At 73.1% G+C, this 13,841-nt stretch carries 14 protein-coding genes; 10 read left to right on the forward strand and 4 right to left on the reverse strand.

The features are described from left to right. Positions 1-37 precede the first annotated feature (37 nt). The 5 genes from prfB to UXQ13_RS03215 all read left to right on the forward strand — a co-directional run bounded on the left by prfB (position 38) and on the right by UXQ13_RS03215 (position 4,384). A complete protein-coding gene (gene prfB, locus UXQ13_RS03195; RefSeq protein ID WP_336391837.1) occupies positions 38-1,114 on the forward strand; it encodes a peptide chain release factor 2 in 1,077 nt (358 codons plus the stop codon). A 79-nt stretch (positions 1,115-1,193) separates the two neighbouring features. After that, entirely contained in the window at positions 1,194-1,883 is a 690-nt protein-coding gene (ftsE, locus tag UXQ13_RS03200; protein WP_091237996.1) for a cell division ATP-binding protein FtsE, read from the forward strand. Positions 1,884-1,907: 24 nt separating this feature from the next. Continuing rightward, positions 1,908-2,792 carry a permease-like cell division protein FtsX gene (gene ftsX / locus UXQ13_RS03205; protein WP_225232670.1) on the forward strand — a complete coding sequence of 295 codons (885 nt, stop codon included), beginning with the start codon at positions 1,908-1,910 and terminating at the stop codon, positions 2,790-2,792. 177 nt (positions 2,793-2,969) lie between these two features. Further along, positions 2,970-3,452 carry an SsrA-binding protein SmpB gene (smpB, locus tag UXQ13_RS03210; RefSeq protein ID WP_091237991.1) on the forward strand — a complete coding sequence of 161 codons (483 nt, stop codon included), beginning with the start codon at positions 2,970-2,972 and terminating at the stop codon, positions 3,450-3,452. Further along, positions 3,449-4,384, forward strand: coding sequence for an NADP-dependent oxidoreductase (locus UXQ13_RS03215; protein ID WP_225232669.1), 936 nt, complete (start codon positions 3,449-3,451; stop codon positions 4,382-4,384). Before smpB ends, UXQ13_RS03215 begins: the two co-directional genes overlap by 4 nt. 16 nt (positions 4,385-4,400) lie before the next feature. Here the strand turns inward: UXQ13_RS03215 and UXQ13_RS03220 are convergent, their stop codons facing one another. Beyond that, the gene (locus UXQ13_RS03220) at positions 4,401-5,888 is read right to left on the reverse strand and encodes an MFS transporter (protein ID WP_336391808.1); all 1,488 of its coding nucleotides are present in this window, start codon (positions 5,886-5,888) and stop codon (positions 4,401-4,403) included. A gap of 124 nt (positions 5,889-6,012) precedes the next feature. Next, positions 6,013-6,633 (reverse strand): TetR family transcriptional regulator, encoded by a 621-nt coding sequence (locus UXQ13_RS03225; protein WP_225232668.1) that lies wholly within the window; start codon positions 6,631-6,633, stop codon positions 6,013-6,015. An 80-nt stretch (positions 6,634-6,713) separates the two neighbouring features. On the opposite strand from UXQ13_RS03225, the gene UXQ13_RS03230 reads away from it, so the two are divergent. Genes UXQ13_RS03230 through UXQ13_RS03245 form a run of 4 tightly spaced genes read left to right on the forward strand, consistent with a single transcriptional unit; the run spans position 6,714 to position 10,064 of the window. Next, on the forward strand, positions 6,714-7,604 hold the full coding sequence (locus UXQ13_RS03230; RefSeq protein ID WP_225232667.1) for an amidohydrolase family protein: 891 nt from the start codon (positions 6,714-6,716) through the stop codon (positions 7,602-7,604). Positions 7,605-7,615: 11 nt separating this feature from the next. After that, positions 7,616-8,593, forward strand: a complete 978-nt coding sequence (locus UXQ13_RS03235; protein WP_225232666.1) for a GNAT family N-acetyltransferase — start codon at positions 7,616-7,618, stop codon at positions 8,591-8,593. A 20-nt stretch (positions 8,594-8,613) separates the two neighbouring features. Continuing rightward, positions 8,614-9,501, forward strand: coding sequence for an SCO6745 family protein (locus tag UXQ13_RS03240; RefSeq protein WP_225232665.1), 888 nt, complete (start codon positions 8,614-8,616; stop codon positions 9,499-9,501). Next, entirely contained in the window at positions 9,498-10,064 is a 567-nt protein-coding gene (locus UXQ13_RS03245; protein ID WP_225232664.1) for a carboxymuconolactone decarboxylase family protein, read from the forward strand. The genes UXQ13_RS03240 and UXQ13_RS03245 overlap by 4 nt, the downstream gene beginning before the upstream one ends. On the opposite strand, the gene UXQ13_RS03250 is transcribed toward UXQ13_RS03245, so the two are convergent. Together UXQ13_RS03250 and yczE are read right to left on the reverse strand one after the other, a co-directional pair. Continuing rightward, positions 10,061-11,575 (reverse strand): hypothetical protein, encoded by a 1,515-nt coding sequence (locus tag UXQ13_RS03250; RefSeq protein WP_336391809.1) that lies wholly within the window; start codon positions 11,573-11,575, stop codon positions 10,061-10,063. The two genes, UXQ13_RS03245 and UXQ13_RS03250, sit on opposite strands and share 4 nt — an antisense overlap. A 68-nt stretch (positions 11,576-11,643) precedes the next feature. Further along, positions 11,644-12,306, reverse strand: a complete 663-nt coding sequence (gene yczE, locus UXQ13_RS03255) for a membrane protein YczE (RefSeq protein WP_225231760.1) — start codon at positions 12,304-12,306, stop codon at positions 11,644-11,646. A 333-nt stretch (positions 12,307-12,639) separates the two neighbouring features. Here yczE and UXQ13_RS03260 point away from each other — a divergent pair, with 333 nt between their 5' ends. After that, positions 12,640-13,797, forward strand: a complete 1,158-nt coding sequence (locus UXQ13_RS03260; protein WP_336391810.1) for a magnesium and cobalt transport protein CorA — start codon at positions 12,640-12,642, stop codon at positions 13,795-13,797. Positions 13,798-13,841: the final 44 nt, after the last annotated feature.

A 13,841-nucleotide genomic window follows, 5' to 3' on the forward strand; every position in this document is an offset into this window, starting at 1 on the left:
AGGCTGGACCACCGTGGCTGCCGACTTCTCCTCCCGCATGGACGCCCTCGACGGCACGCTGAAGTCCATCGAGACCGTCCTCAAGCTCGACGACCTGCGCGACGAGATCCGCGACCTCGAGCAGCAGTCCGCCGCGCCGGACCTCTGGGACGACGTCGAGGCCGCGCAGAAGCTGACCTCGCGGCTGTCCTACCTGCAGGGCGACCTGCGCCGGGTCGAGGACCTGCGCAGCCGGATGGACGACGTCGCCGTGCTGTGGGAGATGGCCGCCGAGGAGGACGACGAGGCCACCCGCCTGGAGGCCGAGCGCGAGGTCGAGAGCCTGCAGAAGGCGATCGAGGAGCTCGAGGTCCGCACCCTGCTGTCCGGGGAGTACGACTCCCGCGAGGCGCTGGTCACGGTCCGGTCGGAGGCCGGGGGCGTGGACGCCGCCGACTTCGCCGAGATGCTGCTGCGCATGTACCTGCGCTGGGCCGAGCGCAAGGGCTACCCGACCGAGGTCTACGACACCTCCTACGCCGAGGAGGCCGGGATCAAGTCGGCCACCTTCGCCGTCAAGCAGCCCTACGCCTACGGCACGCTCTCGGTCGAGCAGGGCACCCACCGCCTGGTGCGCATCTCGCCCTTCGACAACCAGGGCCGCCGGCAGACCTCCTTCGCCGGGGTCGAGGTGCTGCCCGTCGTCGAGCAGACCGACCACGTCGACATCCCCGAGAACGAGATCCGGGTCGACGTCTTCCGGTCCTCGGGCCCCGGTGGGCAGTCGGTGAACACCACCGACTCCGCCGTCCGGATGACCCACATCCCCACCGGGATCGTGGTGTCCTGCCAGAACGAGAAGTCCCAGATCCAGAACCGGGCCGCGGCCCTGCGGGTGCTGCAGGCCCGGCTGCTCGTCGTCCGGCAGCGCGAGCAGAAGGCCGAGATGGACGCGCTCAAGGGCGAGGGCAGCAGCTGGGGCAACCAGATGCGCTCCTACGTCCTGCACCCGTACCAGATGGTGAAGGACCTGCGCACCGAGGTGGAGAGCGGGAACCCCTCCAACGTGCTCGACGGGGACATCGACGCCTTCGTCGAGGCCGGCATCCGCTGGCGCAAGCAGCAGGAGCAGTAAGCCGCCGAGGTGTAAGGCTCCGCCCGCAGCACGGCGAGCCGACCAGGATGACCAGGTTCGGCGGGTACGGTCAGTCCCCGTGATCGAATTGCAACACGTCACCAAGGTGTACCCGACGAGCCCGCGGCCGGCCCTGGACGACGTCTCCATGGAGATCGACAAGGGCGAGTTCGTCTTCCTCATCGGTTCGTCGGGATCGGGCAAGTCCACGTTCCTGCGGCTGCTGCTGAAGGAGGACAACCCGACCAAGGGCACGATCAAGGTCAACGACAAGACCTTGAACACCATGAGCAAGTGGCAGGTGCCCAAGCTGCGCCGCACGATGGGCTGCGTCTTCCAGGACTTCCGGCTGCTGCGCAACCGCACGGTCGCGGAGAACGTCGCGTTCGCCCTCGAGGTGATCAACAAGCCCCAGCGCACCATCCGCCGGGTCGTGCCCGAGGTGCTGGAGATGGTCGGCCTGGAGGGCAAGGCCGAGCGCCTGCCCACCGAGCTGTCCGGTGGTGAGCAGCAGCGCGTCGCGATCGCCCGCGCGTTCGTGAACCGGCCGCTGGTGCTGCTGGCCGACGAGCCCACCGGCAACCTGGACCCCGAGACCAGCCAGGGCATCATGCTGCTGCTGGAGCGGATCAACCGCACCGGCACGACCGTGGTCATGGCCACGCACGACTACCACATCGTGGACTCGATGCGCCGCCGCGTGATCGAGCTGAACGACGGTCAGGTGTCCCGCGACCAGTCGCGCGGCGTCTACGGCGTCGGTCGCTGACCCCCCGAATTCCCGAAGGAACCCATGCGCGTCAACTTCGTCCTCTCCGAGGTGGCCACCGGGCTGCGTCGGAACCTGACCATGACGGTCGCCATGATCCTGACGACCGGCATCTCGCTGGCCCTCATGGGCACCGGCCTGGTCATCGCCAACATGATCAGCGACATGCGAGCGATCTACTACGACAAGGTCCAGGTCTCGATCTACCTGACCGACGACGTCACCGAGGAGCAGCGCGAGTCCATCGCGACCGAGCTCGACTCCTCGCCCGAGGTCGCGAACTACATCTACGAGTCCAAGGCCGAGGCCTACCAGCGGTTCACCGAGCAGTTCTCCCAGCAGCCGGCCCTGGTCGAGAACACCGACCCGAACGCGCTGCCCGAGAGCTTCCGCGTCGAGCTGGTCAACCCGGAGCGGTACTCGGTGATCGCCGCCGAGTTCCCGAACGGGCAGAACGGCGTGGACCAGGTGCGCGACGAGGGCGACTTCCTGGACCGGTTGTTCAGCCTGCTCAACGGTGCCCGGAACGCGACCATCGCGGTGGCCGTCGTCCAGGCCCTGGCCGCGTTGCTGCTGATCTCCAACACGATCCAGCTCGCGGCCTTCAACCGGCGCAACGAGACCAACATCATGAGACTCGTCGGAGCCTCCCGCTGGTACACCCAGCTGCCGTTCATCCTCGAGGCCGCGCTCGCCGGCCTGCTCGGTGGGTTGCTGGCCACGGTGGGCCTGGTGCTGACCAAGGTGCTCTTCATCGACCGCACCCTGGCCGGCCCCATCCGCGCCGGGATCATCCCGCCGGTCGACTGGGGTGTCATCGCCACGATCAGCCCGGTCATCACCGGTGCCGGCATGGCCCTCGCGGCGATCGCGGCGTACGTGACCCTGCGGCTGTACGTGCGGCTCTAGCGGCGATGTGAGTTGCGGGGCGACCGTAGAGTTGACCCCGGACCAAGGCGAGGCGCCCTGCGGGGGCGGGTTGAGGAGTGGGGGCCGGAGGCTCCCGCGATCGATGCCCGGGGTGCGCTCGTCGCAGCTGGGGACGGCACCTGGAGCGGTGTCGTCCGGAGGACGACGAGGTGCAGAGTGCCGCGAGAACAGGGGCGGAAGTTCATCGCCCAGAACAAGAAGGCGCGGCACGACTACTCGATCCTCGACACCTACGAGGTCGGGCTCGTGCTGACCGGCACGGAGGTCAAGAGCCTGCGGATGGGTCGCGCGTCGCTGGTCGACGGGTTCGCCATGGTCGAGGACGGCGAGGTGTGGCTGCACCACGTGCACATCCCGGAGTACACCGAGGGCACCTGGACCAACCACACCCCCCGCCGCAAGCGGAAGATCCTCATGCACCGCAGCGAGATCGAGAAGCTGGTGGGCAAGACCAAGGAGGGCGGGCTGACGCTCGTCCCGCTGGACCTGTACTTCAAGGACGGCCGGGCCAAGGCGACGCTCGCGCTGGCCAAGGGCAAGAAGAGCTACGACAAGCGCCAGGACCTCGCGGAGAAGGACAGCCGCCGGGAGATGGAGCGGGCGTTCGGCCAGTACGTGAAGAGGGGCGGACGACGATGAGCGGGACCATGCGGGGGATCGCCTACGACACCTTCGGCGGTGTCGAGGTGCTGCAGCTGCGCGAGGACCTGCCGGTCCCGCCGGTGGGTCCGGACGTCGTCCTGGTCCGGGTGCACGCGGCCGGGGTCAACCCGGTCGACGTGGGCATCCGGTCCGGCGGGCTGGCGGAGCTGTTCCCGCACCACTTCCCGGTCGTGCCGGGCTGGGACGTCTCCGGCGTCGTGGAGCGGGTCGGTCCCGCCGTGACCGCGTTCGCCCCCGGCGACGAGGTGTTCGGCTACGTGCGCCGGGACGACGTCGGCCTGGGCACCTGCGCGGAGCTGGTCGCCGCGCCGCAGCGGTGCCTGGCGCACAAGCCGGAGTCGCTGTCCTTCGCCGAGGCCGGGGCGCTGCCGCTGGCCGGGCTGACCGCCTACCAGGCGCTGACCGAGGTGCTCGACGTCGGTGAGGGCGACCGGGTGCTGGTGCACCGCGCCGCCGGCGGGGTGGGGTTCAACGCCGTCCAGATCGCGGTGGCGCTGGGTGCGCACGTGATCGGCACGGCGAGCGCGAAGAACCACGGCTTCCTCCGCGAGGCCGGCTGCGCCGAGGTCTACGACTACGCCGACGGCCCGCTGAGCGAGCAGCTCTCCGAGCCGGTGGACGCCGTCCTCGACCTGGTCGGCGGGGCGACGCTGGCCGACGCCCCGGACCAGGTCCGCGACCCGGCCCGGATCGCCTCGGTGGTCGACCCGGCGGTCAACGACCTGGGCGGGCAGTACGTCTTCGTGCGACCCGACGCCCACGACCTGGAGGAGCTGGCCCGCCTCGCCGACGACGGCCAGCTGCGGGTCCCGGTGGCCAAGGCGTTCCCGCTGGAGCGCACCGGCGAGGCGCACGAGCTGGTGGCCGCCGGCCACGTCCGCGGCAAGGTCGTCGTCACCCTGCGCTGACGTGGCCGGCGGTCGGTCAGACCGCCAGCGCCGCGTCGGCGGGCAGGTCGTCCTTGCGCGCGGACACCAGAACGGCGCCGAGCAGCAGGGCCAGCGCCAGGAAGCCGGCGCCCCAGACGAAGGCCACGTGGTAGCCGTGCACGAACGCGGCGGCCGGTGACTCCCCGGGGTTCTCGGCGAGGTAGCCGGTCACCGACGAGGCGTAGAACGTGCTCAGCAGCGCCAGCCCCAGCGAGCCGCCGACCTGCTGGGCGGTGTTGAGCACCGCGGAGGCGACCCCGGAGTCCTGCTCGGAGACCCCGACCAGGGCGGTGCTGGACGCCGGCACGAAAACCGCGGCCAGGCCGAGGCTGATGACGACCTCGGCCGGGAGCACCTCGGTGACGTAGGAGCTGGTCACCCCGATGCGGGTCAGCCAGAGCATGCCGACCGCGGCCAGCAGCAGGCCGACCACCATCAGCGGCCGCGGCCCGACGCGGGGGAGCAGCTGGGAGACCACGCCGGCGCCCAGGATGATGCCGCCGCTGAAGGGCAGGAAGGCGAACCCGGACTCCAGCGGGGTGTAGCCCAGGGTCTGCTGGAAGTAGAAGGTCAGGAACAGGAAGATCGCGAACATGGCGGCCCCGACCAGCAGGAAGACCAGGTAGGACCCGCCGCGGTTGCGGTCGAGCACCACCCGCAGGGGCAGCAGCGGGTGGCTGGTGCTCCGCTCGCGGACCACGAAGCCGACGAGCAGCACCGCGGCGGCGGCGAGCAGCGTCAGGGTGACCGGGTCGCCCCAGCCCACGCCCTCCTCGGCGGCCTTGTTGAACCCGTAGACCAGGCTGGCCAGCCCGGCGGCCGACAGCAGGACGCCGGGGATGTCGAAGCGCCGGTCGCCGGTGGCCCGGCTCTCGGTCACCAGCGTGACGGCGAGGACGGCGGTGACCGCCGCGATGGGCACGTTGATCCCGAGCGTCCAGCGCCACGAGGCGTACTCGGTGAGCACCCCGCCGAGGATCAGGCCGATGGCCGCCCCGCCGCCGGAGATGGCGCCGAAGACCCCGAAGGCGCGGGCCCGCTCCCGCGGGTCGGTGAAGGTCACGGCCAGCAGGGACAGCGCGGCCGGTGCGAGCAGGGCCGCGAAGGCGCCCTGCAGCGCGCGGGCGGCGAACAGCAGCTCCTGGTTGGCCGCGATGCCGCCCAGCGCGGAGGCCAGGGCGAACCCGCCCAGCCCGACGAGGAAGGCCCGCTTGCGGCCGATGAAGTCCGCGATCCGGCCGCCGAGCAGGAGCAGCCCGCCGAAGGTGAGCGTGTAGGCGGTGACGACCCACTGGATGTTGGCCGCGGAGATGCCGAGGTCGGCACCGGCGTCGGGCAGCGCGATGTTCACGACCGACACGTCGAGCACGATCATCAGCTGGGCGACGGCGATGACCGCCAGCGCGAGCCATCGGCGGGGATCGGGCCCGGACTGAGGGGACCCGGCCTCCCTGGCTGTGGTGGTGGGGCTGTCTGCGGGCATGGCGGAGCCGTCCTTCCTGCGCGGGTGCGCAGACGGGGGGATGAGGGCGTGCGGGCAGGGACGGCCGGCGTCGGTGCGCGGTCGTCCGGTGGGGGTGCCGGGGAGGGGTGCCGGTGAGGGGTGGTCAGCCCACGGGGTGGGCGAGACCTGCGCCGGCCCAGCGCAGGCAGTCGCGGAGGATCTGCAGGAAGTCCTCGAAGGGGTCGTCGACGTCCCAGGCCTCGATGGCGGTGGCGACGGCGGCGACGGCGGTGTTGAGCACGAGGGCGGCGTGCACCCGGTCGGCGTCGGGGGACCGCCGGGTCAGCCACTCGTGCAGGTCGGGGTAGAAGGTGTCGCAGGTGCCCTGCGCGGCGGAGCACACGTCCGGTGACTGGGCGGTGAGCCGCTTCTGCAGGGGCAACCGGTCGGCCAGGGACGCCGCCAGCGCGAGGGCGACGTCGGTCATCGCCGTCCAGAGCGGGACGTCGTCGGGGACCTGGTCGAGCATCTCCTGCCAGCGCTGGACCTCGACCGGGTCCAGGTCGAAGAGGACGGCCTCCTTGCTGGGGAAGTAGCTGAAGAACGTGGTGCGGGAGACGCCGGCCTCCCGGGCGATGTCCTCCACGCTGACCGCGTCGAAGCCGCGTTCGCCGATCAACCGCAGCGCGGTGGACCGGATCGTGCGCCAGGCCGCGAGCTTCTTGCGCTCGCGCAGGCCCTGCACGGCGTCGACCACGCACCGCTGTCCTGTCGTCCTGGCCACGGGAGGAGGCTAGACCGAAAACTGGACGCAGTGCAAGTTTTTACGCAGTCCGGTTTTCGGGATCGTCCTAGGGTGACGTCGTGGTGCACCCGCCGGTCGACGACGCCGACGTCCCGCGGTACCTGGCCGAGCTGGGGATCCCCGGGATGGTCGACGTGCACGTGCACTTCATGCCCGAGCGGGTGCAGGCGGCGGTGTGGGCGTACTTCGCCCAGGCGGAGACGCACTACGGCGCGCCGTGGCCGGTCACCTACCCGGGGACCGTCGACGAGCGGTTGGCCCAGCTCGCGCAGCTCGGCGTCCGGGCGTTCTCGGCGCTGAACTACCCGCACAAGCCGGGGATGGCGGCCGGGCTCAACGACTGGTCGGCGGCGTTCGCCCAGGACCACCCGCAGGTGCTGCAGTCGGCCACCTTCTTCCCCGAGCCCGAGGCCGCGGACTACGTTCCCGCGGCGATCGGGGCCGGCGCCCGGGTGTTCAAGGTCCACGTGCAGGTCGGTTCGTTCGACCCCCGGCACCCGCTGCTCGAGCCGGTGTGGGCCGCGCTACAGGACGCCGGCACCCCGGTGGTCATCCACTGCGGGTCGGGGCCGCTGGCCGGGGAGCACACCGGACCCGCGCCGATGGCCGGGCTGCTCCAGCGGCACCCGCGGCTGCAGCTGGTGATCGCGCACCTCGGCATGCCGGAGTACGCGGAGTTCCTGACCCTGGCCGAGACCTACGACGGCGTCCGGCTGGACACCACCATGTTCGCCACCGACTTCACCGAGGCGCTCATGCCCTTCGACCGCGCGTTGCTGCCGCGGCTGGCGGCGCTGGGGGACAAGGTGCTGCTCGGCAGCGACTTCCCGACCATCCCGTACCCCTACGCCCACCAGCTCGCCGCCCTGCACCGGCTGGGTCTGGGCGAGGGGTGGCTGCGGTCGGTCCTGTGGGGCAACGGGGCGCGGCTGTTCGGGCTCACCCCCTAGGGTCGGTACCCGTGCCCTTCCCCGCCGGACTCACCGACCGCCCCCTCACCCGGGACGACCTGCCGGCGGTCGCCGCGCTGTACGCCGCGGCCGAGCAGGTCGACGACACCGGCGAGCACCACGACGCGCACGACCTGGCCGAGTACTGGTTCGCCCCCTACGTCGAGGTCGAGCACGACCTGCGGGTGGTGCTGGACGGCGACGACGTCGTCGCGGTCGGCACCACGGTGGCGCCGCCGACCTTTCGGGACGCCTACGCCGTGCACCTGGACGGCCGGGTGCACCCCGACCGCCGGGGCGAGGGCATCGGCCGCGCCCTGCTGGACTGGCAGGTCGCCCGGGGCACGGCGGTCCACGCCGCCCGCCACCCGGAGGCGCCGGGCCGGCTGACCGTGCTGGCGCAGTCGACCATCGCCGGCCAGGAGGGCCTGCTCCGCCGGGCCGGGTTCGCACCGGCCCGCTGGTTCCAGCAGATGTCCCGACCGCTCACCGGGCTGCCCGAGCCCCGCACCGTCGAGGGCGTGCAGCTGGTGCCCTTCGACTGGGCGCGCGACGAGCAGGTGCGGCACGCCCACAACGCCGCGTTCACCGAGCACTACGGCTCCAGCGAGCGCGACCGCACCTCGTGGGAGGCGATGTTCACCGGGCAGCGCGCCTTCCGGCCCGACCTGTCGGTGCTCGCCGTGGGCGACGGGGACGTGCTGGGCTACGTGCTCGCGTACGTGCACGACGCGGACACCGCGGCCACCGGTGAGGTCGACGCCTACTACGGCCAGATCGGCGTGGTGCCGGCCGCCCGCGGGCGCGGGCTGTCCAAGGCGGTCATCACCGCGGCGCTGGCCGCGGCGTCCGCGGCCGGGTGCGCGAGCGCGTCGCTGGAGGTCGACACCGACAACGTCAGCGACGCGCAGGGCCTGTACGAGGCCATGGGCTTCCGGGTCCGCCGCACCCAGGTCTCGTGGTCGGTCCAGCTCGCACCGCAGGGGTGACCGACCAGTAGGGTCCGGGCATGGTCACTGTGGATCAGCTCACACCGGCGGGGGTGGACGCCCGGCTGGCCGCCCGCGCCCACCGGGCGATCGAGCCGCTGCACTCCCACCACTACTTCAGCCCCGAGCTCGACGAGCAGCTCGCGGCGGCCGGGCTGCGGCCGGGCCGGATGACCTACTTCGCCGGCCGGGCCGCCCCGATGGGCGCGGTGTCCCCGGGTGTGGTGACGGCGACCTTCTACAACTTCGCGCCGGCCCTGGTGGCCCGGCACGTGCCCCGCTGCTGGACGCTGGCCACCCCGGAGACCGTGGTCGCCGCCCGGTTCGCCAGCGCCGGGGACTCCCTGACCCGGCTGCTCGGCGACACCCCGCTGGCCGACGTCGTCGAGCTCGGCGACCTGCTGGCCGAGGCGTCCACCGTGCTGACCCCCGAGGCCCGCCCGCTGTACGCCGGGCACGCCGACCTCGAGTGGCCCACCGACCCGGTGGTCCGGCTGTGGCACGCGGTGACCCTGCTGCGCGAGCACCGCGGCGACGGGCACCTGATGGCGCTGCAGCTGCACGGGCTGTCCGGGCTGGAGGCGCTGGTGACGCACACCGCGACCGGCCGCGGGTTCACCGTCGAGGCCGCCCAGCGCACCCGGGGCTGGTCGCCCGAGGAGTGGGCGGCGGCCCAGGACGGCCTCGTCGCCCGCGGGCTGGTCGACGAGCACGGAGCACTGACCGAGGACGGCGTGGCCCTGCGCGGGGCCGTGGAGGAGGCGACGGACACGATGAGCACCCAACCCTTCGAGCACCTGGGGCCCGAGCGCACCGCACGGGTGGTGGAGCTGGCCAAGGGCATGGCCCGCACCCTGGTCGGCAACGGCGCCTACCCGGCCGGCGTCCTGGCGGGTGGTCAGCGGTGAGCGGCACCCACCACGAGGCGACCGGCCCGGCCCGGCTGCCCTTCCCCGAGGTCGCGCCGGACGACGCCGCGGTCGCCGAGCGGATGGCGGCCCGCCGCGGCGGCGAGCTGTCCGCGCTGGACCGGCTGCTGCTGCACAGCCCGCCGGTCGCCGACGGCTGGAACGAGCTGCTGGGCGCGCTCCGGCACCGGTCGTCGCTGGCCGCCGACCTGCGCGAGCTGGCCATCCTGCGGGTGGCCGTGCTGAACAACGCGGCCTTCGAGTGGGTCGCCCACAAGGACGCCGCCCGCCGCGCCGGGGTGACCGACGCCCAGATCGACGCGCTGTACGAGCAGGACCCCTCGACGCACTTCGACGCCCGGCAGAACCTGGTGCTGGAGCTCACCGATGCCTCGACCTGGGGCATCGAGGTGCCCGAGCTGCTGTTCGACCAGGTCCGCGCGGAGTTCAGCGAGCGCGAGATCGTCGAGCTGATGGTCACCATCGGCGGCTACGCGATGGTCAGCCGGTTCCTGGTCGCGCTGCAGGTGCCCCCGCCCGAGGGCGAGGTCGGCTCCAGCTAGGGCGCGACCAGCAGCACCCGGGCGTCGTCCCGGGCGGTGACCGCCCAGCCGGCGGCCACCGCCTGGGCGACCAGCGGCCGGTCGGGGGTGAGCAGCAGGCACCCGACCCCGGCGGCGGTCAGCGTGTCCAGCGCGCCGTCCGCGCCGTCCATCAGCCGCTCGGTGGCCAGCAGCGCCGGCATGCCGTAGACGTCGTTGCGGCCGTCGGCGGAGACCAGGACGCCGTCCTGCCCGCGGAGCAGGGTGAGCAGACCGCCCTCGTCGTACTCGTTGAGCACCCGGCACCCGTCGGGGATCGCCGCGACGGTCGCCGCGGTCGGGAACAGCGGTCCCGGTCGTCCGAACGAGCCGGGGCTGGTGAGCGCGACGGCGACGACCGTCGCCCCGATCGCCACCGGCAGCGCCCAGGACAGCCGGCGCACCAGCCGCGGCACCCGGCCCGGGGTGACCGCGGGCAGCACGGCGGCCACCGCGGGCAGGGCCACCAGCACGGCCATGGGGGAGAAGCGGGCGGCGGTCACCCCGCCGATCACCAGCACCGCGACCGCCCCGACCCAGCAGGGCAGCCACCCGGGGACCCGGTCGGCCGCGGCCGCCCGGCGCCAGGCCAGCACCAGCACGGCCAGGCACAGCGCGGCGGCGACCCAGGTCATCGCCAGCACCGGCTTGGCCCGCCACAGCGGGGCCCACTCGTCGATCAGCGCCGTGGACTCGTCGGCGGTGTGCCCGGCCGCGGCCACGATGCCGGTGCCGAGCGGGGAGGCCAGGCAGCCCAGGCCCACCGCTCCGACGACCACGGCGGGTCGGACCAGCTGCCCGGCGACGTCCCGCCAGCGGCGCTCGCGGACGGCGGTGCGGACGGGTCCGGCGAGGACGGCGAGACCGACCCCGCCGGCCACCGCGGCGAACCCGCCGAGCGCGGCCAGGTGCAGGTTGACCCACAGCGCGGTGAGCCCGACCAGGCCCGCGGCCCCGAGCAGGGCCGACCGTCGTCCGGTGCCCAGGAGCACCCGGGCGGCCAGCCCGACGAGGAGGACCAGCGCGGCGTAGCTGACCGTCTGCGGCCGGGCCGACAGCCAGGCGGTCAGCGGGACGACGGCCAGCGTGGACACCACGGCCAGCGCGGGCGCCGCGGCACCCAGCCGGCGTCCGACCACGACGACCGCGACGCCGACCAGGGACACCGTGAGCACGGTGAACCAGCCCAGGCCCGCCCAGCCGCCGAGCCGCCAGGCCAGGTCGACCAGGACGTCGTAGCCCCAGGAGTTCGGGTGCCACGGTGTCCCGGCGGCGTTCCAGCTGTCGTCCTCCACCAGCGCTGTGGTGCGCCGGGCCAGGACCTCGGCGCCGGTGGTGATCTGCCAGTAGGTGTCGCCCTCGGCGAACGCTGTCGACCGGGCGAGGGCGACCAGCACGAACGGCAGCGCCCCGCCCAGCAACGCCGCGTCGCGCCACCGGTGGCGGGGCGCGGCGGTGGTCGGGGGCGGTGCGGGGTCGAGGCTGGTGGTCACGGGGTCCTCGGGCCGGGGCGGGGAGTCCTCCCGGTGATCGACCACCGTGGCCGGGTGCTTGAGCCCGGTCAGGCGGGCTGGGCCTCCCGGTCCGCGGCCCGCCGGCGGACGGCGACCAGCGGCAGGAACAGCTGGACCAGCGGACCGATGGCCACCGCGTAGAGCACCGTCCCGATGCCGACCGTGCCGCCGAGCAGCAGCCCGACGCCCAGCACGGTGACCTCCAGGCAGGTGCGGACCAACCGCACGCTGCGGCCGGTGCGCGCGACCAGGCCGGTCATCAGGCCGTCCCGTGGTCCGGCGCCGAACTCGCTGGCCAGGTAGGTCGCCCCGGCCAGCCCGTTGAGCACCACGCCGCCGAGGAGCAGCCCGACCCGCAGCGGCAGGGACTCCACCGGCGGCAGCACCGCGAGGCCGGCGTCCACCGTCAGGCCGATGACCACGACGTTGCTCACCGTGCCCAGCCCCGGCCACTGGCGCAGCGGCACCCACAGCAGCAGCACCAGCGCGCCGACCACGATGACGACCGTGCCGAAGGACCAGCCCAGCTGCTCGGCCAGGCCCTGGTGCAGCACGTCCCAGGGGTCCAGCCCGAGATCGGCGCGGAGCACCATCGCCATGGAGAACCCGTAGAGGGCCAGCCCGGCGTAGAGCTGGACCAGCCGTCGGGGCATCCGGCCGGTGCGCAACTGCTGGAGGGGGCTCAGCGACGGCGACGGCGGCGTGGACACGTGCGCCAGCCTGCCGCGGTCCACCCGCGTCGGGAGCAGTCCACTCCGGCCGGTGGACAGCAGTCCACCGGGCCGGGGGCCCCGGGCGAGTGGTGTTCACCGCACCGACCCCTGCCGTGCGTGCTGTTCCCGGCCCGGGCGTGTCACCATGGACGACGGCCCGCACCGGGGCCCGACGGGACGGGAGGTGGCACGCATGCGCAGCGAGCCCCCCAGTCACAGTCCCGAGGTCCCCGCCGCCTGACGCGGCCGGCCGCTGTCCCCCTCGCGGGGACCGGTGCGCGCGGGACCTCCTCCGACGTCCCCCACCCGCACCACCCGAGGGAGTCCGTCGTGGCCGACCGCCGCCGTCCCCAGCTCACCGCCCCGCTGACCGCGCTCAGCACGCTCACCCGCCGTCCCCGCCCCGCCGGGCTGGCCCCCGAGCCGGTCACCCGGCTCGAGCTGCCGGGCCGGGCGCCCAAGCTCATCGACAACGCCGTCTACAGCGCCGGCCGGCGGGTGGACACCCCGGAGTCGCCGGAGGAGAGCCGCACCTGGCTGCGCCTCACCGATGGGTTCACGGAGAACCGGCTGGCCTGGCTGGGGCTGTACCGGCCCGAGCCGCACCAGGTCGGCGAGCTCGCGGAGCTGTTCGACCTGCCGGAGCTGGCCGTCGAGGACGCCATCCACGCCCACCAGCGGCCCAAGTTCGAGCGCTACGGCGACACGCTCTTCGTCGTCCTCAAGGCCGCCCGGTACCTCGACGCCCGCGAGGAGGTGGAGTTCGGCGAGCTGCACCTGTTCCTGGGGCGCGACTTCGTGATCACCATCCGGCATGCCGAGTCCCCGGACCTCGCCCGGGTCCGCCGGCGGCTGGAGAGCGACCCCGAGCTGCTGGCCAAGGGCAGCGAGTCGGTGCTCTACGCGATCCTGGACGCCGTCGTCGACGGGTACCTGCCGGTGCTGGCCGGGCTGGACAAGGACATCGACGAGATCGAGCTCGAGGTGTTCCGCGGGGACCCGAAGGTGTCCCGGCGGATCTACGAGCTGTCCCAGGAGGTGCTCGACGTGCAGCGGGCCACCGCCCCGCTGGCCGGGATCTGCGCGGCGATCACCGCCGGGTTCGAGAAGTACGCCGTCGACGAGGACCTGCGGGCCGCCCTGCGCGACGTGGCCGACCACGTCACCGGCATCAACGAGCGGGTCGACGCCTTCCGCTCCCAGCTGCGGGACATCCTCACGGTCAACGCCACCCTGGTCGCGCAGCGGCAGAACGAGGAGATGAAGACGCTCTCGGAGACCTCGATCGCCCAGGGCGAGGAGGTCAAGAAGATCTCGGCCTGGGCGGCCATCCTCTTCGCCCCGTCGCTGGTGGGCGGGGTGTACGGCATGAACTTCCAGCACATGCCCGAGCTGACCTGGGTGTTCGGCTACCCGTTCGCGCTGACCCTGATGTTCGGCATCAGCCTGGCGCTGTACGTGATCTTCAAACGCCGCGACTGGATCTGACCCGCCCCCGGGGTGAATCGGGAAGCTTCCGGGCGGATGGCGGG

This window comes from Klenkia terrae, assembly GCF_037083865.1.
Lineage (GTDB): Bacteria > Actinomycetota > Actinomycetes > Mycobacteriales > Geodermatophilaceae > Klenkia > Klenkia terrae.

Excerpts from the sequence above, each read along its gene's own strand:
- ftsX (WP_225232670.1), top strand. The coding sequence starts at position 1,908 with ATGCGCGTCAACTTCGTCCTCTCCGAGGTGGCCACCGGGCTGCGTCGG.
- prfB (WP_336391837.1), top strand. The coding sequence starts at position 38 with ATGGACGCCCTCGACGGCACGCTGAAGTCCATCGAGACCGTCCTCAAG.
- UXQ13_RS03215 (WP_225232669.1), top strand. The coding sequence starts at position 3,449 with ATGAGCGGGACCATGCGGGGGATCGCCTACGACACCTTCGGCGGTGTC.
- UXQ13_RS03220 (WP_336391808.1), bottom strand. The coding sequence starts at position 5,888 with ATGCCCGCAGACAGCCCCACCACCACAGCCAGGGAGGCCGGGTCCCCT.
- UXQ13_RS03240 (WP_225232665.1), top strand. The coding sequence starts at position 8,614 with ATGGTCACTGTGGATCAGCTCACACCGGCGGGGGTGGACGCCCGGCTG.